Origin of the sequence: Candidatus Pantoea gossypiicola, assembly GCF_008632075.1 — a bacterium.
Taxonomy (GTDB): Bacteria; Pseudomonadota; Gammaproteobacteria; order Enterobacterales; family Enterobacteriaceae; genus Pantoea; species Pantoea gossypiicola.
Map to the genome: position 1 here is coordinate 1 of NZ_VWVM01000011.1, position 19,167 is coordinate 19,167.

Annotated in this window: 17 protein-coding genes and 2 tRNA genes; 1 reads left to right on the forward strand and 18 read right to left on the reverse strand. The window is 53.4% G+C overall.

Going from position 1 to position 19,167, the window contains the following annotated elements:
• Positions 1 to 137: 137 nt before the first annotated feature.
• The 17 genes from F3I20_RS14655 to rlmE form a co-directional block, all read right to left on the reverse strand.
• Positions 138 to 2,042 (reverse strand): DEAD/DEAH family ATP-dependent RNA helicase, encoded by a 1,905-nt coding sequence (locus F3I20_RS14655; protein WP_150011789.1) that lies wholly within the window; start codon positions 2,040 to 2,042, stop codon positions 138 to 140.
• A 16-nt stretch (positions 2,043 to 2,058) separates the two neighbouring features.
• Positions 2,059 to 2,115: a protein YrbN gene (gene yrbN / locus F3I20_RS24435; protein ID WP_098053093.1), complete on the reverse strand. Its 57-nt coding sequence runs from the start codon at positions 2,113 to 2,115 to the stop codon at positions 2,059 to 2,061.
• A gap of 105 nt (positions 2,116 to 2,220) precedes the next feature.
• Positions 2,221 to 3,105, reverse strand: coding sequence for a lipoprotein NlpI (gene nlpI, locus F3I20_RS14665; RefSeq protein WP_150011791.1), 885 nt, complete (start codon positions 3,103 to 3,105; stop codon positions 2,221 to 2,223).
• Between the two features lie 129 nt (positions 3,106 to 3,234).
• The gene (gene pnp / locus F3I20_RS14670; protein WP_150011793.1) at positions 3,235 to 5,370 is read right to left on the reverse strand and encodes a polyribonucleotide nucleotidyltransferase; all 2,136 of its coding nucleotides are present in this window, start codon (positions 5,368 to 5,370) and stop codon (positions 3,235 to 3,237) included.
• A gap of 310 nt (positions 5,371 to 5,680) precedes the next feature.
• On the reverse strand, positions 5,681 to 5,950 hold the full coding sequence (gene rpsO / locus F3I20_RS14675) for a 30S ribosomal protein S15 (RefSeq protein ID WP_003851063.1): 270 nt from the start codon (positions 5,948 to 5,950) through the stop codon (positions 5,681 to 5,683).
• A gap of 131 nt (positions 5,951 to 6,081) precedes the next feature.
• Positions 6,082 to 7,026, reverse strand: coding sequence for a tRNA pseudouridine(55) synthase TruB (truB, locus tag F3I20_RS14680; protein WP_150011795.1), 945 nt, complete (start codon positions 7,024 to 7,026; stop codon positions 6,082 to 6,084).
• On the reverse strand, positions 7,026 to 7,433 hold the full coding sequence (rbfA, locus tag F3I20_RS14685) for a 30S ribosome-binding factor RbfA (RefSeq protein ID WP_033731320.1): 408 nt from the start codon (positions 7,431 to 7,433) through the stop codon (positions 7,026 to 7,028). The genes truB and rbfA overlap by 1 nt, the downstream gene beginning before the upstream one ends.
• Before the next feature lie 65 nt (positions 7,434 to 7,498).
• Positions 7,499 to 10,192, reverse strand: coding sequence for a translation initiation factor IF-2 (gene infB, locus F3I20_RS14690; protein ID WP_150011797.1), 2,694 nt, complete (start codon positions 10,190 to 10,192; stop codon positions 7,499 to 7,501).
• A 17-nt stretch (positions 10,193 to 10,209) separates the two neighbouring features.
• Positions 10,210 to 11,697, reverse strand: a complete 1,488-nt coding sequence (gene nusA / locus F3I20_RS14695) for a transcription termination factor NusA (protein WP_150011799.1) — start codon at positions 11,695 to 11,697, stop codon at positions 10,210 to 10,212.
• A 24-nt stretch (positions 11,698 to 11,721) separates the two neighbouring features.
• On the reverse strand, positions 11,722 to 12,174 hold the full coding sequence (gene rimP, locus F3I20_RS14700; RefSeq protein WP_010251795.1) for a ribosome maturation factor RimP: 453 nt from the start codon (positions 12,172 to 12,174) through the stop codon (positions 11,722 to 11,724).
• Between the two features lie 211 nt (positions 12,175 to 12,385).
• Positions 12,386 to 12,462: transfer RNA gene (locus F3I20_RS14705), tRNA-Met, on the reverse strand.
• Positions 12,463 to 12,521: 59 nt separating this feature from the next.
• Positions 12,522 to 12,608, reverse strand: a tRNA-Leu gene (locus tag F3I20_RS14710).
• Positions 12,609 to 12,645: 37 nt separating this feature from the next.
• On the reverse strand, positions 12,646 to 12,984 hold the full coding sequence (secG, locus tag F3I20_RS14715; protein WP_003851074.1) for a preprotein translocase subunit SecG: 339 nt from the start codon (positions 12,982 to 12,984) through the stop codon (positions 12,646 to 12,648).
• 217 nt (positions 12,985 to 13,201) lie between these two features.
• Positions 13,202 to 14,536, reverse strand: a complete 1,335-nt coding sequence (gene glmM, locus F3I20_RS14720) for a phosphoglucosamine mutase (protein ID WP_150011801.1) — start codon at positions 14,534 to 14,536, stop codon at positions 13,202 to 13,204.
• Positions 14,537 to 14,538: 2 nt separating this feature from the next.
• Positions 14,539 to 15,372, reverse strand: coding sequence for a dihydropteroate synthase (folP, locus tag F3I20_RS14725; protein ID WP_009092417.1), 834 nt, complete (start codon positions 15,370 to 15,372; stop codon positions 14,539 to 14,541).
• A gap of 79 nt (positions 15,373 to 15,451) precedes the next feature.
• Positions 15,452 to 17,377: an ATP-dependent zinc metalloprotease FtsH gene (gene ftsH, locus F3I20_RS14730; protein ID WP_150011803.1), complete on the reverse strand. Its 1,926-nt coding sequence runs from the start codon at positions 17,375 to 17,377 to the stop codon at positions 15,452 to 15,454.
• A gap of 113 nt (positions 17,378 to 17,490) precedes the next feature.
• Positions 17,491 to 18,120 (reverse strand): 23S rRNA (uridine(2552)-2'-O)-methyltransferase RlmE, encoded by a 630-nt coding sequence (gene rlmE, locus F3I20_RS14735; protein ID WP_013359905.1) that lies wholly within the window; start codon positions 18,118 to 18,120, stop codon positions 17,491 to 17,493.
• Between the two features lie 127 nt (positions 18,121 to 18,247).
• Between rlmE and yhbY the strand changes: the two genes are divergently transcribed.
• Entirely contained in the window at positions 18,248 to 18,541 is a 294-nt protein-coding gene (gene yhbY / locus F3I20_RS14740; RefSeq protein WP_010251809.1) for a ribosome assembly RNA-binding protein YhbY, read from the forward strand.
• A gap of 106 nt (positions 18,542 to 18,647) precedes the next feature.
• On the opposite strand, the gene greA is transcribed toward yhbY, so the two are convergent.
• Positions 18,648 to 19,124: a transcription elongation factor GreA gene (gene greA / locus F3I20_RS14745; RefSeq protein ID WP_150011805.1), complete on the reverse strand. Its 477-nt coding sequence runs from the start codon at positions 19,122 to 19,124 to the stop codon at positions 18,648 to 18,650.
• Positions 19,125 to 19,167 lie beyond the last annotated feature (43 nt).

Below are 19,167 nucleotides of genomic sequence, written 5' to 3' on the forward strand. Positions count from 1 at the left end.
TGGTGGCAGAGTCAGTAGAAATCTATAACAGTCAGCGGCCACATCTGTCGCTGAAATACAAAACGCCTGATGCAGTGCATCAGGCGTTTTAACGGCATAACGTGTCAACCTATGCCAGGACTAGTCACACTAAATCGTTATGCATCACGGCGACGTGGAGCGGCTGCGCCATCTTCACGACGTGGACCACGGCTGCCTTCACGGTTAAAGCTGCGTCCGCCGCCTTCACGACCACCTTCACGACGCTCTGAAGAGAAGCGACGACCACCTTCACGGTTGGCTGCGCCAGGACCGCTACGACGCTCACCGCCCGCTGGACGACGATCGCCACGGCCTTCGTTTGGCTGTGCATCACCCAGTAGCTGCATATTCATCGGTTTGTTCAGAATACGTGTACGGGTAAAGTGCTGCAGCACATCGCCTGGCATGCCTTTCGGCAGCTCGATAGTCGAGTGGTTACCGAACAGCTTGATATTACCGATGTAACGGCTGCTGATGTCGCCTTCGTTAGCGATAGCGCCAACGATGTGACGAACTTCAACACCATCATCACGGCCCACTTCGATGCGGTACAGCTGCATTTCGCCAACATCACGACGTTCACGACGTGGACGATCGCCATCACGGCTTTCACGTGGACCACGATCGCCACGCGCTTCACGGCTGTCACGACGGCCATCACGATCGTCACGATCGCGATATTCGCGACGTGCCGGACGCGGTGCTTCTGGTGGCAGAATCAGAGGACGTTCACCCTGTGCCATTTTCAGCAGTGCGGCTGCCAGTGTTTCCAGATCCAGTTCATCTTCCGGCTGCATTTTAGTCAGCAGAGCACGGTACTGATCCAGATCGCTGCTTTCCAGCTGCTGCTGAACTTTAGCAGCAAACTTAGCCAGACGACGCTCACCCAGCAGTTCTGCGTTAGGCAGTTCGACTTCAGGGATAGTCAGCTTCATCGTACGTTCGATATTGCGCAGCAGACGACGCTCGCGGTTCTCAACGAACAGCAGCGCACGGCCAGCACGACCTGCACGACCGGTACGACCAATACGGTGAACGTAAGATTCTGCATCCATCGGGATGTCATAGTTCACAACCAGGCTGATACGCTCAACGTCCAGACCACGGGCCGCCACGTCGGTGGCAATCAGGATGTCCAGACGACCATCTTTCAGGCGCTCCAGCGTCTGCTCACGCAGTGCCTGGTTCATATCACCGTTCAACGCGGCGCTGTTGTAGCCACTACGCTCCAGCGCTTCTGCCACTTCCAGCGTTGCGTTTTTGGTACGCACGAAGATGATGGCAGCATCAAAGTCTTCTGCTTCCAGGAAGCGAACCAATGCGTCTGTTTTACGACCGTAAGCGGTCCAGTAGCTCTGGCTGATGTCAGGACGCGTCGTCATGCTTGACTGAATACGCACTTCCTGTGGATCTTTCATGAAGCGTTTAGTAATACGACGAATCGCTTCCGGCATGGTTGCAGAGAACAGCGCAGTCTGATGACCAGCTGGGATCTGAGCCATGATGGTTTCAACGTCTTCGATGAAGCCCATACGCAGCATTTCATCTGCTTCGTCCAGCACCAGACCGCGCAGGTTAGAAAGGTCTAACGTGCCGCGTTTCAGGTGGTCAAGCAGACGACCAGGCGTACCCACAACAACCTGTGGTCCCTGACGCAGAGCACGCAGCTGCACGTCATAACGCTGGCCGCCGTAAAGGGCAACCACGTTCAGGCCGCGCATATGTTTAGAGAATTCAGTGACTGCTTCAGCAACCTGTACCGCCAGTTCGCGGGTCGGTGCCAGCACCAGGATCTGAGGTGCTTTAACAGTCGGGTCAATGTTGTTTAACAGCGGCAGTGAGAACGCCGCAGTTTTACCACTCCCGGTCTGCGCCATGCCTAACACGTCACGGCCCGCCAGCAGGTGAGGAATACACTCAGCCTGGATTGGGGATGGCTTTACGTAGCCCATGCCATTCAGTGATTCAAGGATGTCGGCGTTCAGGCCAAGGTCAGCAAAAGTGGTTTGAATATCAGTCATGTAGTACACGTGCCTCTTAGATTGCGGCGGCCAGTCTACATAACTCGTCGTGAAAACTTTCAGTCATTTTCATCAAAAAGTGTGAACCGGCTCAAATTAGAAGTTTTGACGAACAGAAAAGCCTTCATCCCTTAAGATGATGACTTAACAGGTTTTACAGGCAAATTAAGTTCGTCAGCTATTGCTGGTCAGATTCTGATAAATCGTCTTGTGCCTGGCCGAGTTGCGCCAGTTCCAACAATGCGTATCGGTGTTCAACAAAGTTGTTAACGTTGTTGGCCACCGCCAGTTTGAACAACGCTTTCGCGTCGTCCTTCTCCCCCAGACTTAGGTAGTACTTACCTAAATAGAAGTTGGTTTCACTGAGATGTTCAGCGAGCGAGGTGTTATCCGTTGCGTCCGCCCTGAGACTTTCCATCAACGTTTTCTCGTTGATATCTCCAAGGTAGAACTCGACAATATTCCATCCCCATTGGTCTCTGACCGCTTTGTCGTGACGCTGTTGAAGCGCAACTTTTGCCTTGTCGACATCCATCTCGCGTTCAACGAGATAGAGCCACAGACTGCGGAAAGGATCGTTAGGATCGTCTTGATAAAACGCCAGCAGATCATCTTGCGCTAACTTGTATCGACCGCCGTAATAGAGGGCGATACCACGGTTTAAATGCGCATAGTTGTAAGTTGGATCAAGCTCAAGTACAGAATCAAACGCTTCATAGGCGGCATCAAAGTTGCCCGCCTGCGTTAAATATATGCCTAAGTAGTTAAACACTTCGGGCATATCTGGTCTTATAGACAGCGCTTGCGAAAAATCGTTCCGCGCTAATGCCCGCAGACCTAAACTATCATACAACACTCCGCGCTCATATAACAGCTGTGCGCGTTCATCATCGGTGAGAGCGCGACTGGCAAGAATTTGTTCCATGCGCGCCAGTATCACTTCCTGCTGCAGTGTGGGCTGTAGAGGCACTGCAAGAACTTCGTTCTTACGCCAATTGGAGTTGCTGCATCCTGCCAGCGTCAAAGCTGTCGCAACAAAACACCAGCGCAGAAAAGGCTTCATTTCCCACTCCCGAATACAAACATTGGGATAACTATCCTGTCATCCGCCTGCTGTGCACAAGGATTCCCGCCCTCGCGATGATACAAACGCCCCTCTCTGCCAGGCAAAGAGGGGCAAATCAGCAATGACTTATTCAGCGTCAGGCGTGGTCACCGCTGCAGCTTCTTCAGTCTGCGGCTTAGATTCTGTCGCTTCTTTGATGCTCAGACGTACGCGGCCCTGGCGATCAACTTCCATCACCTTAACCGGCACTTCCTGACCCATCTGCAGGTAGTCAGTCACTTTCTCAACGCGCTTATCAGCGATTTGTGAAATGTGAACCAGACCTTCTTTACCGCCGCCGATAGCAACAAAGGCACCGAAGTCAACGATACGGGTCACTTTACCACTGTAAATGCGGCCCACTTCGATTTCTGCAGTGATCTCTTCGATACGACGAATGGCTTCTTTCGCTTTCAGACCATCCGTCGCAGCGATTTTCACGGTGCCGTCATCTTCGATTTCAATCGTCGTGCCGGTCTCTTCGGTCAGTGCACGAATCACTGAGCCGCCTTTACCGATCACATCTTTGATCTTGTCAGAGCTGATTTTGATGGTGTAGATGCGTGGAGCAAATTCAGAAATCTCGGTACGCGGGGTGCTGATAGCCTGTTCCATAACGCCCAGAATGTGCAGACGCGCACCCTTGGCCTGGTTCAGGGCTTCCTGCATGATTTCACGCGTGATGCCTTCGATTTTGATGTCCATCTGCAGCGCGGTGATACCTTCACGGCTACCGGCTACCTTGAAGTCCATGTCGCCCAGGTGATCTTCGTCGCCCAGGATGTCAGACAGAACCACAAACTTCTCATCTTCTTTCACCAGACCCATTGCGATACCGGCAACGGCGGCTTTGATTGGCACACCTGCATCCATCAGGGCCAGCGAGGCACCACAGACAGAGGCCATCGAAGAAGAGCCGTTAGATTCGGTGATTTCAGACACCACACGCACGGTGTAAGGGAAATCTTCCGCTTTAGGCATTACCGCTAACACACCACGCTTCGCCAGACGACCGTGACCAATCTCACGACGCTTCGGCGAACCGACCATGCCGGTTTCACCGACAGAGTATGGAGGGAAGTTGTAATGGAACAGGAAGCTGTCGGTACGTTCGCCCATCAGCTCATCCAGATTCTGTGCATCGCGGGTAGTACCCAGCGTTGCCGTAACCAGTGCCTGCGTCTCACCACGGGTGAACAGTGATGAACCGTGAGTACGTGGCAACACGCCGGTACGGACATCCAGACCGCGGATCATATCTTTTTCACGACCATCGATGCGTGGCTCGCCATTCAGGATGCGGGTACGAACGACGTTCTTCTCAAGACTATGTACGATATCGCCAATTTCGGCGCTATCCAGTGTTTCATCTTCAGCCAGCAGCGTAGCGATAGTTTCGTCTTTGATGACGCCAACCTGTGTGTAACGCTCCTGCTTGTCAGTGATGCGGTAAGCATCGCTGATGCGCGCTTCTGCCAGAGCAGCAACGCGAGAAATCAGCGGGGTATTAGCCGCTTCAGGCTGCCAGTCCCAGCGTGGTTTACCGGCTTCAGCAACCAGCGCATTGATATTTTCGATAACGATCTGCTGTTGATCGTGGCCAAAGACCACGGCTCCCAGCATCTGCTCTTCTGACAGGATCTCAGCTTCAGATTCAACCATCAGTACGGCATTCTGCGTACCGGCAACGACCAGATCCAGACGAGACTGTTTCAGCTCATCTGCAGTTGGGTTCAGAACATACTGATCGTTGATGTAACCTACGCGTGCAGAGCCAATCGGGCCATTGAACGGCAGACCTGAGAGTGACAGGGCCGCAGAGGCACCGATCATGGCAACAATGTCAGGGTGAACCTGTGGGTTTACAGACACCACGGTGGCAATAACCTGAACTTCGTTAACAAAACCTTCCGGGAACAGGGGGCGAATCGGGCGGTCAATCAGACGCGCAATCAGGGTTTCGCCTTCGCTTGGACGGCCTTCACGACGGAAGAAGCTGCCTGGGATACGACCAGCAGCGTAGGTACGCTCCTGATAGTTCACGGTCAGTGGGAAGAAGTCCTGACCTGGTTTAGATTTTTTCTGACCTACGACAGTGACGAACACTGCAGTATCGTCCATGCTCACCATCACAGCGGCTGTCGCCTGGCGAGCCATCATGCCGGTTTCCAGCGTGACGGTATGTTGACCATATTGGAATTTGCGTACGATCGGATTCAGCAAAATCAAAGTCCTTAACTTCGGGGCATGGCTATCTGTAGCCTGCCATTGATTACCAATCTTCAGCTGCATCCTCGCGACTAATGACAACCCTCGACCGCCCCTGCGGTAAAGCCTCTCATTAGCCGCGCGAAATTCTGCAAACTAAAGATCACACTAAGCAACAATACATCAGTTTGGACCGGATTGCTGCCGATTGCTCGAAAAAAGGGGCCATAAAGGCCCCCTCTTCACGAAACTCGCACAAATCTGATCGTAAGCTGCACACAGTGCAAAAGCCCGCATAATGCCCCGACGATCAGATTCTTCAGACTTAGCGACGCAGACCGAGACTTTCGATCAGGCTGCTGTAGCGTGCAACGTCTTTACGCTTCAGGTAGTCCAGCAGCTTACGACGCTGAGATACCATGCGCAGCAGACCGCGGCGGCTGTGATGGTCTTTTTTGTGCTCAGAGAAGTGACCCTGCAGATGGGTAATCTGCGCGGTCAACAGGGCAACCTGAACTTCAGTTGAACCGCTGTCGTTAGCACCACGGCCATATTTAGCAACGATCTCTGCTTTAGCTTCTACGCTTAGAGACATAATAAACTCCAGTAATAAATGAATGTATGGGTGCCGATCTCTAATTCAGCATCCCGCTTTAAAGCCGCGCTATTCTACTCTGCGCCTGATAGCAACGCAAATGCCCCATCAGCGAAAAGTAAATGCCTGGCTTAATCCTGATACTCAACCACTAAACGACGTGGCGCAAGACGGCCATCATCGGCAATTTCTGCCATACCGATAAACTTACGCGCTTCGCCTTCCGATACCCTGACCAGCCCATGCGCAGGCGCATTGCTGGCCTGCACCGGCTGTCCCTGGCGGAAAAAATCTGCCACGGCGGGCGGGATATTCACTTCAGGGAAATCAGAGGCGGGGCTGTCCATCGGTAACAACAGCGGATCGAGCTGCGTTTCCAGTGAAATACCCGCTTCTGTGGCTTCCGCCAGCAGCGTGTTGAGCTGTTCCAGCGTCACCATCCGTTCATACGGATAACGGGCAACCTGTACACGTCGCAGCATGATCACATGTGCACCGCATCCCAGCTTTTCACCCAGATCATCGATGATGGTACGGATATAGGTGCCTTTGGAGCAGTGAATTTCCAGCTCCAGCTCATTATCCTGCCAGCGAATAAACTGCAGCTCATAGACTGTGATCGGGCGCGGTTCACGCTCAATCACAATGCCCTGACGCGCATATTCATACAGCGGACGACCCTGATGCTTCAGCGCCGAAAACATTGATGGCACCTGCAGCGTGTCGCCGCGAAAGCTCTCAAGGACGCTATCCAGATCGGCCTGACTGAAGCTGACCGGACGCGTCTGCACGATGTTGCCATCGGCATCTGACGTGTCAGTGCGCTCGCCCAGTCGGGCAATCACACGATAGCGTTTATCGGAATCGAGCAGATACTGTGAAAACTTGGTCGCTTCACCCAGGCAGATCGGCAGCATGCCGGTTGCCAGCGGGTCAAGCGCGCCGGTATGGCCTGCGCGATTGGCGTTAAAGATACGCTTCACTTTCTGCAGGACATCATTCGACGAAACGCCTTGTGGCTTATCCAGCAACAACACGCCATGGACGTCGCGACCGCGACGACGCGGACGACTCATTACGCCTCCTCGTCATCGCCGGTGGCATCCGGACCACGGCGCTCTGCATCGTTCTTCACGACGCTGGTAACGAGGTTAGACATGCGCATCCCTTCAACTAACGAGTTATCGTAGAAGAACGTCAGCTCAGGCACGATACGCAGGCGCATCGCTTTGCCGAGCAGAATGCGAATGTAACCTGACGCTTCTTTCAGCGCTTTCAGGCCATGCTTAATCGCATCTTCATCTTTGTCGTTGAGGAACGTCACGAACACTTTTGCGTAAGCAAGATCGCGTGACACTTCAACGCCGGATACGGTGACCATCATGCCAAGGCGTGGATCTTTAATCTCACGCTGCAGGATCATCGCAATCTCTTTTTGCAGCTCTTGTGACACGCGCTGCGGGCGACCAAATTCTTTCGCCATCATTATTTCTCCCAAATAATTCGGGAGGCCAGAGGCCTCCCAAATTGCAACACATCAGCAGTCTATTACTCGATGGTGCGTTTAATTTCGATGATTTCAAACACTTCGATCATGTCGCCAACGCGAACGTCGTTGTAGTTCTTCACGCCGATACCGCACTCCATGCCGTTACGCACTTCGTTGACGTCATCTTTAAAGCGACGCAGAGATTCCAGCTCGCCTTCGTAAATCACCACGTTGTCACGCAGGACACGGATTGGATTGTGACGTTTGATGTTACCTTCGGTCACCATACAACCGGCAATCGCGCCAAACTTCGGTGATTTGAACACATCGCGCACTGCAGCCAGACCAATAATCTGCTGTTTGTACTCTGGTGCCAGCATGCCGCTCATCGCTGCTTTAACTTCGTCAATCAGGTTATAGATGACTGAGTAGTAGCGCAGATCCAGGCTTTCTGCGTCAATGACGCGACGCGCAGAGGCATCGGCACGCACGTTGAAGCCCAGGATAATGGCGTTAGAAGCCGCCGCCAGGGTTGCATCGGTCTCGGTAATCCCGCCTACGCCTGAACCCACAATCTTCACCTTCACTTCGTCGGTGGAGAGTTTCTGCAGGGAATCAGAGATGGCTTCCACAGAACCCTGAACGTCAGCTTTCAGAACGATGTTCAGTTCAGACACTTCGCCTTCAGTCATGTTAGCAAACATGTTCTCAAGCTTAGATTTCTGCTGGCGAGCCAGTTTAACTTCGCGGAATTTGCCCTGACGATAAAGCGCCACTTCACGTGCTTTCTTCTCGTCACGTACCACGGTCGCTTCATCACCCGCAGCCGGCACGCCGGACAGACCCAGAATCTCAACCGGAATAGACGGACCCGCTTCCATGACCTCACGACCCAGTTCATCGCGCATTGCACGAACACGGCCATATTCGAAGCCACACAGGACGATGTCGCCTTTGTTCAGCGTACCTTCACGCACCAGCACGGTTGCAACCGGACCACGACCTTTGTCGAGGAACGATTCGATAACCACACCGCTCGCCATACCGGCACGGATAGCTGTCAGCTCCAGGACTTCCGCCTGCAGCAGGATAGCGTTAAGCAGGTCATCAATGCCGGTACCCGCTTTCGCAGAGACATTAACGAACATGTTTTCGCCGCCCCACTCTTCCGGAATGATTCCGTACTGGGTGAGTTCGTTTTTAACGCGATCCGGATCCGCTTCTGGCTTATCGCACTTGTTCACCGCAACCACAACCGGCACTTTAGCGGCTTTGGCGTGCTGAATAGCTTCGATAGTCTGCGGCATCACGCCATCGTCTGCGGCAACGACCAGGATAACGATATCTGTCGCCTGTGCACCACGTGCACGCATTGCGGTAAACGCGGCGTGGCCCGGGGTATCCAGGAAGGTGACCATACCGTTATCGGTTTCGACGTGGTAAGCACCGATGTGCTGTGTAATACCGCCCGCTTCGCCAGAGGCGATTTTAGTGGAGCGGATATAGTCCAGCAGAGAGGTTTTACCGTGATCGACGTGGCCCATGATGGTCACAACCGGCGCACGAGACTCCTGTGCCGCATCGGTATCACGATCGTCCATTACCGCTTCTTCCAGCTCGTTCTCACGACGCAGGGTCACTTTGTGGCCCATCTCTTCGGCTACGAGCTGTGCAGTTTCCTGATCGATGACCTGGTTGATAGTCGCCATAGCGCCCATCTTCATCATCGCCTTGATGACCAGTGAACCTTTCACCGCCATTTTGTTCGCCAGTTCGGCTACGGTAATGGTTTCGCCAATCACAACATCGCGGTTAACAGCCTGCGCTGGCTTGTTGAAACCCTGCTGCAGTGCGCTAGGTTTGCGATGCTTACCGCCTTTACCGCCACGAACCTGCGCACGCGCTTCTTCACGGTCAGTTTTAGCTTCGGAATGTTTGTTGCCTTTTTTCGCAGGACGCGCAGCTTTAGCAGTCGTACGCGCACGCGCACGGCCGGCTTCAACCTGACGGTCGTTTTCGTCTTCTGCCTGACGGGCGTGGGTCGAAGTGGTGACGTGATAGTCGCCTTTATCCTCTTCTTCCGGTTTTTCCCACTCAGCTGATTTCTCTTCAGCCAGACGGCGGGCTTCTTCGGCTACGAGGCGGGCCGCCTCTTCGAGCTTACGGCGAGCTTCTTCTTCCGCTTTACGCTTCAGTTCAGCTGCTTCAGCTTCGCGACGGGCTTTGTCAGACTGCGCAGCCCTGGTCACTTCGTCGGTAGGTTGATTTGTCACTTTGTCATTTTCCGCTGCTGCACGTTTGGCCTTCTCAGCGGCTTCGCGCCTGGCTTTATCTTCGGCTTCACGTTGCGCTTTCTGTTCAGCTTCGCGACGGGCTTTCTCTTCAGCCTCGCGTTGCGCCTGCTCTTCCGCTTCACGCTGCGCCTCGGCTTCAGCTTCTGCCTGAGCTTGCTCAGCCTCTGCATCACCCTTCACATAGGTACGCTTTTTGCGGACTTCAATTTGCACCGACTTACTTTTACCCCCGGTGCCTGGAATATTCAAGGTGCTGCGCGTTTTACGCTGCAGCGTCAGCTTAGCTGAACCGACCTGACCGTGTTCACGGTTCAGATGAGATAGTAAGGTTTCTTTCTCTTGCTGGGTCACCGCGTCGTTTTCAGACTTGGGGATCCCCGCATCAGCAAATTGCTGTACCAGGCGATCGACCGGAGTCTGAATTTCTGCGGCCAGCGATTTTACGGTTACATCTGTCATGCTGTTCCTTCCTGTTATTACGCGTCATCGCCGAACCAGCAGATATTACGTGCGGCCATAATCAGCGCGCCGGCTTGCTCATCAGACAGGCCTTCAATATCCGTCAGATCGTCAACACCTTGCTCAGCGAGATCTTCCAGCGTGCAAACGCCTTTTGACGCCAGGCGGAACGCCAGCGCACGATCGAGGCCTTCAAGATTCAGAAGATCCGGAGCGGGCTCCTGATTTCCAAGACTCTCTTCTTTCGCCAGTGCCAGGGTGGTTAACGCATTTTTTGCTCGTTCACGCAGGGCTTCAATGGTCTCTTCGTCAAGGCCGTCGACTTCCAGCAGCTCGTTGATTGGCACGTATGCCAGCTCTTCCAGCGAGGAGAAGCCCTCTTCCACCAGTACGGTGGCGAACTCTTCGTCGATGTCGAGATGTTTAGTGAACATATCGATCGCTGCATGCGCTTCAGCCTGATGCTTAGCCTGCAGATCATCGACGGTCATCACGTTCAGCTCCCAGCCACTCAGCTGCGAAGCGAGACGCACGTTTTGGCCGTTACGGCCGATCGCCTGAGCCAGATTGCCAGCTTCTACGGCGATATCCATGGTGTGATTATCTTCATCAACCACGATTGACGCCACATCAGCCGGAGCCATGGCGTTAATAACAAACTGTGCCGGGTTGTCGTCCCACAGCACGATATCGATACGCTCGCCGCCCAGTTCACTGGAAACTGCCTGAACACGCGCGCCGCGCATGCCCACACAGGCACCCACCGGATCGATACGTTTGTCGTTGGTTTTGACTGCAATTTTAGCGCGGGAACCCGGATCACGGGCAGCGGCTTTAATTTCAATCAGTTCTTCGCCAATTTCTGGCACCTCAATGCGGAACAGTTCAATCAGCATTTCCGGTTTGGAACGCGTCACAAACAGCTGCGCGCCACGCGCTTCCGGACGTACAGAATAGAGTACGCCACGAATACGGTCGCCTGGACGGAAGTTTTCACGCGGCAGCATGTCTTCGCGCAGAATGACCGCTTCAGCATTGTTGCCTAAGTCGAGGGAGATGTTGTCGCGGTTAACTTTCTTCACCACGCCCGTGATGATTTCGCCTTCCTGCTCACGGAACTGATCAACCACCATTGCGCGCTCAGCTTCGCGCACTTTCTGCACGATGACCTGCTTCGCAGTCTGGGTGGTGATACGGTCAAAGGTGACCGATTCAATCTGATCTTCGACATAATCGCCCAGATTGAATGCTTCATCTTCGAAGCGGGCCGCATCCAGCGTGATCTCGCGCGTCGGCTGAGTCACCTCTTCTACGATTTCCCAGCGGCGGAAAGTATCGAAATCGCCACTGCGGCGATCAATGCTGACGCGTACTTCAATTTCCTGTTCGTACTTTTTCTTGGTCGCAGTCGCCAGCGCGCTCTCCAGCGCTTCGAAGATTTTCTCACGCGGCAGGGCTTTTTCGTTAGAAACGGCTTCTACAACAGCTAAGATCTCTTTGTTCATCCTGGTTAGCCTCAATCCGGACTTTTAAAAGTGGGGGACCAGGTTCGCTTTCTGAATATTACTCAGTGCGAACACTTCATCGCTACCCTCAACGTGCACCGTGATCATCTCGCCATCAACTGACTTAATGGTTCCCTGCCATTTACGGCGGTTCTGAACGGCCATACGCAACACCAGACTCACTTCTTCCCCCATAAAACGGGTGTAGTGTTCTGCGGTGAACAGAGGACGATCGAGTCCCGGTGAAGAGACTTCAAGGTTGTAAGGTACCGTAATCGGATCTTCAACATCCATTACCGCACTTACCTGGTGGCTGACATCGGCGCAATCATCGACATTGATGCCATCTTCACTATCAATATAGATGCGCAGGATAGATGTGCGACTACGAACGAATTCAATGCCAACCAGTTCGTAACCCAGCGCTTCTACGGGAGCCGATACCAACTCTGTCAATTTTTGCTCTAATGTGGACAAGCCCACCCCCAAGACATAAAAAAAGGGCCTATAGCCCAGTATTACGATTCGCTAATAACAAAAAACCCCGAATATTCGGGGCTTTTAATCACTGGACCCTGTATGCCGCAACGCGGCCCGGACTCCATCCTAAGAATTTTCTTTCAAAAAATAGCCGTGAATGCGTCCGTCGATGCATACAGTATATTTGAAAAAGAACTCAAAGGGAAAGTGGTTGCGGGGGCCGGATTTGAACCGACGACCTTCGGGTTATGAGCCCGACGAGCTACCAGGCTGCTCCACCCCGCGTCCGAAAACGTGGCGAATAATACGCCAGACCTGCATAAAATGCAAGCGATACTACGATTTGGTACCGAGGACGGGACTTGAACCCGTAAGCCCAATCGGGCACTACCACCTCAAGGTAGCGTGTCTACCAATTCCACCACCACGGCACTGCACTGACCACAACGATTCGTTGTGCTGACGACCTTACTTAGGAATATCGCTGCCCGGTGTAACCGGTTGAGCTGGCTTTTCAGTCTGTTGAGAAGACTGCGCCGGCGCAGAGAGATTTTCCCACTCACTTCCTTTCGAGGCTTTATTGCTGTTCAGATTACCCAGAACCAGGCTGATGATGAAGAACAGTGCCGCTAAGATGCCAGTCGTACGGGTCATGAAATTACCTGAACCCGAAGAACCAAACACCGTACCGGATGCGCCTGCACCGAATGAGGCTCCCATATCAGCGCCTTTGCCTTGCTGCAGCATGATCATACCCACGAGGGCGATAGCTACAATAAGGAAAACAACTAAAAGAGCTTCGTACATATTCAACCTGTTCCTTGCACGATAATCGTACAGTTAAAGCTTCAACCAGTATTGATGGGGCGTCTCGTCATCACCCATCAGAAGCGGGTGTGAATACTAACCAAAGGCGCATATCTCTGCAAGTGCAATTTCTCTTACGCAAACTGATTGCAGAAAAAAGCGCCATCCCGGTGATTTTACAGGCGGTTCAGTATTCTGAGAACCGCCTTTAAGACGGTTAAACCGCCTTGACCTGATCGGCAATACGATTAGCCAGTTCGGTGACCTGCGCCTCATTTTCGCCTTCGACCATCACACGAATCAGTGGCTCAGTGCCTGACTTACGCAACAGAACGCGTCCGCGACCCGCCAGGGCTTTTTCCGCCTCTGCCGTTGCGGCTTTAACCGCCTCGCTTTGCAGCGGATCGTGCTCACCGGCAAAGCGTACGTTGACCAGCACCTGTGGCAGCATCTTCATGCCACTGCAGAGATCGTGCAGGCTCATATGGTTACGCACCATAGCAGTGAGCACTTGCAAACTTGCCACGATACCGTCACCAGTGGTGGTTTTATCCAGCAGGATCACATGACCGGAGTTCTCAGCGCCAAGACGCCAGCCCTTCTCCTGCATCTTCTCCAGCACATAGCGGTCACCGACTTTGGCACGGGTGAACGGGATGCCGAGCTGTTTCAGCGCTAATTCCAGGCCCATGTTGCTCATCAGCGTACCCACTACACCGCCGCGCAACTGCCCCTGACGCAGCGCTTCACGTGCAATGATATAGAGGATCTGGTCGCCATCTACTTTGTCGCCCAGATGGTCAATCATCATGATGCGGTCGCCGTCGCCATCGTAGGCCAGACCAATATCCGCCTTCTCCGCCAGTACACGCTGCTGCAGCAGTTTGAGATCGGTGGCACCGCACTCTTTGTTGATGTTCATGCCGTCTGGCTGGACACCGATTGCGATGACGGTCGCGCCCAGCTCGCGCAGGACATTCGGCGCAATGTGGTAAGTCGCACCATTGGCACAGTCGACCACAATTTTCAGGCCATTCAGATTGAGTTCGCTGGGGAAAGTCCCCTTACAGAACTCGATGTAACGTCCCGCGGCATCGACAATGCGGCTGGCGCGGCCTAACTGGGCTGATTCCACGCAGGTGATCGGCTTTTCCATCTCCAGCTCAATCGCTTCCTCGACATCATCCGGCAGCTTTGTCCCTTCGGACGAGAAGAACTTAATGCCGTTGTCATCAAACGGGTTGTGCGAGGCAGAGATTACAATGCCCGCCTCGGCGCGGAAGGTGCGGGTCAGGTAGGCAATGGCAGGGGTTGGCATCGGGCCGGTAAAGGCCGCCGTCAGCCCCGCCGCCGCGAGACCCGCTTCCAGCGCTGATTCCAGCATGTAGCCTGAGATACGCGTATCTTTTCCGATGATGATCTTCTTTGAACCGTGGCGCGCCAGCACTTTCCCGGCGGCCCAGCCTAGCTTCAGGACGAAATCGGGGGTAATAGGGGCTTCACCGACTTTGCCGCGAATGCCATCTGTACCGAAATATTTGCGATTACTCATGTTTATCCTTTTGCTCTTCGGGTCGCTTCGACCACGCGCATTGCTTCAGCCGTCTCTTTCACATCATGCACGCGAATTATCTGCGCGCCCTGCATGGCTGCAATCACCGCGCAACTCAGGCTGCCGGTTAAACGCTGTGACGGGCCGACATTTAACAGCTGACCAATCATTGATTTACGGGACATTCCCACCAGCAGCGGCAGACCGAAGTGGTGAAAATCGCCCAGATGGGCCAGCAGTTCATAATTGTGGCTGAGATTCTTACCGAAACCGAAGCCCGGGTCGAGTATCAGACGTTCTTTTTTGATACCCGCCGCTTCACAGCGCGCAATCTGCTGAGCGAAGTAAGTGTCCACTTCGCTTAAGATATTGTCGTAAGCGGGAGCCTGCTGCATGGTGCGGGGTTCACCCTGCATATGCATCAGACAGACGGGCAGATCGGTCGCCGCGGCCGCCTCCAGCGCGCCGGGTTCAGAGAGCGAACGCACGTCATTAATAATGTGAGCACCCACTCGCGCGGCTTCGCGGATGACCTCTGCTTTAGAGGTGTCCACGGAAATCCAGACTTCGAAACGCTGGGCAATGGCATCGATCACCGGAATGACCCGCTCCAGCTCCTCCTCCACACTGACCTCATCAGCGCCAGGACGGGTTGATTCGCCGCCTACATCGATAATGGTTGCGCCGGCATTCACCATCTCATTGGTATGCGTCAGCGCATCGACCAGCGCATTATGTTTACCACCATCTGAAAAGGAGTCCGGCGTGACATTCAGAATGCCCATCACATGAGGAAAAGATAAATCGAGATGGGAATCACGGGCAAACAACTTCATGGTGAAAACTCCTTGCTGATCAATATCTGGATGTAAAAAACCCCGGACCAGCCGGGGTTTTGTCTGACGGTGATGCGTCTTATTTGTTGTACTGCTCTGACATAGTATTGCCTGGATTCGGCGTACGCGGTTCATCAACCGGACGTGGCGCTTTTGGCGTACCATTGCTGTCTGAGTTGCTGCCTGGATCTTCCCAGCCCGCTGGCGGACGCACTTCACGGCGTGCCATCAGGTCGTCGATCTGGGGGGCATCAATGGTTTCATACTTCATCAGCGCGTCTTTCATCGCGTGAAGAATGTCCATGTTCTCACCCAGGATGCGGCGGGCACGCTGGTAGTTGCTGTCGATCAGGTGTTTAACTTCCTGGTCAATGATGCGGGCTGTTTCATCAGACATATGTTTCGCTTTCGCGACAGAACGTCCAAGGAATACTTCACCCTCTTCTTCTGCATACAGCAACGGACCCAGTTTTTCAGAGAAGCCCCACTGCGTCACCATGTTACGTGCCAGATTCGTCGCGACTTTAATGTCGTTCGACGCACCGGTAGAAACATGTTCTGCACCGTAGATGATCTCTTCTGCCAGACGACCGCCGTACAGGGTCGAAATCTGGCTTTCCAGTTTCTGACGGCTGGCGCTGATTGCGTCGCCTTCAGGCAGGAAGAAGGTCACACCCAGCGCACGGCCGCGCGGGATAATCGTGACTTTATGCACCGGATCATGCTCTGGCACCAGGCGGCCAATAATGGCGTGGCCCGCTTCGTGGTAGGCAGTTGACTCTTTCTGCGATTCCGTCATTACCATGGAGCGACGTTCCGCACCCATCATAATTTTGTCTTTCGCTTTCTCGAACTCAACCATCGACACCACGCGCTTGTTTGAACGAGCGGCGAACAACGCGGCTTCGTTTACCAGGTTGGCCAGATCGGCACCTGAGAAGCCTGGCGTACCACGTGCAATGATGGCGGCATCAATGTCGGTTGCCAGTGGCACACGACGCATATGCACTTTCAGGATCTGCTCACGACCACGTACGTCTGGCAGACCGACCACAACCTGACGGTCAAAGCGGCCTGGACGCAGCAGCGCAGGGTCCAGTACGTCAGGACGGTTAGTTGCGGCGATAACGATAATACCTTCGTTACCTTCGAAACCATCCATCTCAACCAGCATCTGGTTCAGCGTCTGCTCACGTTCATCATGACCACCGCCTAAACCCGCCCCACGCTGACGACCCACGGCATCAATCTCATCGATAAAGATGATGCACGGTGCGGCTTTCTTGGCCTGTTCGAACATGTCGCGCACACGGGATGCACCGACACCGACAAACATTTCCACAAAGTCAGAACCGGAGATAGTGAAGAAAGGTACTTTGGCTTCACCGGCAATCGCTTTTGCCAGCAGGGTTTTACCGGTACCCGGTGGCCCCACCATCAGCACACCTTTTGGAATTTTACCGCCCAGCTTCTGGAAACGGCTCGGCTCGCGCAGATATTCCACCAGCTCAGCCACTTCATCTTTCGCTTCGTCACAACCCGCTACGTCGGCGAAAGTGGTTTTAATCTGGTCTTCCGTCAGCATGCGGGCTTTGCTTTTGCCGAAGGACATCGCGCCCTTACCGCCGCCGCCCTGCATCTGACGCATAAAGAAGATCCACACACCGATCAGCAGCAGCATCGGGAACCACGAAATGAAGATGGAAGCCAGCAGGCTTGGCTCTTCCGGCGGTTCGCCAACCACTTTGACGTTTTTGGTCAAGAGGTTATCAAGCAACTTGGGATCGTTGACAGGAATGTAGGTCGTGTATTTATTGCTGTCTTTTTTAATGACGTTAATTTCACGCCCGTTAATACGTGCCTCGCGGACCTGATCCTGGTTCACTTCCGACAGGAAGGTTGAATAATCAACCCGACGGCCATTTGACTCGCTGGGCCCAAAGCTCTGGAATACTGACATCAGCACGACCGCGATGACTAACCAGAGAATCAGGTTTTTCGCCATGTCACTCAAGGGATTAACCTCATATTACATCGGTGTTAACAGATAGCGTAGGGTACTATAGATCCTGCATACATGGAATCGCAGCAAAGCTGCGGACGTCTCCAGCAATTTGGTTATAGTTTGCGCCCAGTCGCCACAATGTACACTTCACGTGAACGTGAACGCGAAGCGTCCGGCTTACGAATTTTTACTTTCGTAAACAGGGAGCGAATTTCCCGCAGGTATTCATCGAAGCCATCTCCCTGAAACACTTTCACTACAAAACTGCCGCCAGGTGCCAGGATATCCCGACACATCTCCAGCGCCAGTTCCACTAAATACATCGACCGGGGAATATCTACGGCAGGTGTACCACTCATATTCGGTGCCATATCGGACATGACAACCTGAACTTTCTGATCGCCAACGCGCTCAAGCAGCGCATTGATCACCGATTCTTCACGAAAATCGCCCTGAAGGAAATCGACACCGACTATCGGATCCATTGGCAGGATATCACAGGCAATGATGCGCCCTTTGTTCCCGATTTGCTGTACAACATACTGCGACCAGCCACCGGGTGCAGCACCCAGATCTACCACGGTCATACCGGGTTTGAAAAGCTTGTCACCCTGTTGTATTTCATCAAGTTTAAACCAGGCGCGCGAACGCAACCCTTTTTTCTGCGCCTGAAGTACATATTTATCGCTAAAGTGTTCCTGAAGCCAGCGGCTCGAGCTGGCCGAACGCTTTTTACCCGTCATAATATTTCCAGTTGAATCGTCATCGTAGCGATAAACCTGCACGCAGTGGGTTGCGCCGATTTGGTGATATACCCGAGATGGCGGTAGAATGAACCGTTTTCAATCCCTGAGTAAGTAAAAAACTACGATGAATCTAAGTACCAAACAAAAACAGCACCTCAAGGGCCTCGCCCATCCGCTCAAGCCAGTGGTTATGCTGGGTGGCAATGGCCTGACTGAAGGCGTGCTGGCCGAAATCGAGCAGGCTCTGTCGCATCACGAACTGATCAAGGTGAAAATCGCCTCTGAAGATCGTGAAACGAAACAGCTGATCGTCGAGGCTATCGTGCGTGAGACCGGTGCCAGCAACGTACAGGTGATCGGCAAAACGCTGGTGCTGTATCGCCCCTCTAAAGAGAGCAAAATTTCTCTGCCACGCTAAGTGGGCAAAGAAAGTGACATGCTCTTACCTCAGATAAAAGGCCGCAATGCGGCCTTTTTCCTTTCTTTACATTGTGCTTTAACGCTTTTCAAAGCGTAGCAACACTTTAAAGGTATTCCACCTTCAGGATCTCATACTCAACGTCGCCGCCAGGGGTTTTAATGATGGCAACATCATCCGCCTCTTTGCCCACCAGACCCCGCGCCATTGGCGAATTGACCGAAATCAGATTTTGCTTAAAGTCCGCCTCGTCATCGCCGACGATGCGATAAGTCGCCTCTTCGTCGGTATCGATATTCAGCACGGTTACCGTGGCACCGAAGATCACGCGGCCGGTTTTAGGCATCTGCGTAACATCGATAACCTGTGCATTGGAGAGTTTGGCTTCAATCTCCTGAATGCGGCCTTCGCAGAAACCCTGCTCTTCACGCGCAGCGTGATATTCCGCGTTCTCTTTTAAATCGCCATGTTCGCGTGCTTCAGCGATAGAGGCGATAATGCGCGGGCGCTTCACGGTTTTCAGCTCGTTCAGCTCTTCGCGCAATCTTTCAGCGCCTCTTAACGTCATCGGAATCTGATTCATTTAAGCTCCTCGCCCTCTTTCCTGTTTAACGATGTCATCCTGA

What these genes read in the sequence shown, in the direction of transcription:
- F3I20_RS14655 (WP_150011789.1), bottom strand. Translation starts at nt 2,042, where the DNA reads ATGACTGATATTCAAACCACTTTTGCTGACCTTGGCCTGAACGCCGAC.
- greA (WP_150011805.1), bottom strand. Translation starts at nt 19,124, where the DNA reads ATGAATCAGATTCCGATGACGTTAAGAGGCGCTGAAAGATTGCGCGAA.
- secG (WP_003851074.1), bottom strand. Translation starts at nt 12,984, where the DNA reads ATGTACGAAGCTCTTTTAGTTGTTTTCCTTATTGTAGCTATCGCCCTC.
- nlpI (WP_150011791.1), bottom strand. Translation starts at nt 3,105, where the DNA reads ATGAAGCCTTTTCTGCGCTGGTGTTTTGTTGCGACAGCTTTGACGCTG.
- nusA (WP_150011799.1), bottom strand. Translation starts at nt 11,697, where the DNA reads ATGAACAAAGAGATCTTAGCTGTTGTAGAAGCCGTTTCTAACGAAAAA.
- ftsH (WP_150011803.1), bottom strand. Translation starts at nt 17,377, where the DNA reads ATGGCGAAAAACCTGATTCTCTGGTTAGTCATCGCGGTCGTGCTGATG.
- rbfA (WP_033731320.1), bottom strand. Translation starts at nt 7,433, where the DNA reads ATGGCGAAAGAATTTGGTCGCCCGCAGCGCGTGTCACAAGAGCTGCAA.
- truB (WP_150011795.1), bottom strand. Translation starts at nt 7,026, where the DNA reads ATGAGTCGTCCGCGTCGTCGCGGTCGCGACGTCCATGGCGTGTTGTTG.
- yhbY (WP_010251809.1), top strand. Translation starts at nt 18,248, where the DNA reads ATGAATCTAAGTACCAAACAAAAACAGCACCTCAAGGGCCTCGCCCAT.
- glmM (WP_150011801.1), bottom strand. Translation starts at nt 14,536, where the DNA reads ATGAGTAATCGCAAATATTTCGGTACAGATGGCATTCGCGGCAAAGTC.
- infB (WP_150011797.1), bottom strand. Translation starts at nt 10,192, where the DNA reads ATGACAGATGTAACCGTAAAATCGCTGGCCGCAGAAATTCAGACTCCG.
- rlmE (WP_013359905.1), bottom strand. Translation starts at nt 18,120, where the DNA reads ATGACGGGTAAAAAGCGTTCGGCCAGCTCGAGCCGCTGGCTTCAGGAA.
- rpsO (WP_003851063.1), bottom strand. Translation starts at nt 5,950, where the DNA reads ATGTCTCTAAGCGTAGAAGCTAAAGCAGAGATCGTTGCTAAATATGGC.
- folP (WP_009092417.1), bottom strand. Translation starts at nt 15,372, where the DNA reads ATGAAGTTGTTTGCCCGTGATTCCCATCTCGATTTATCTTTTCCTCAT.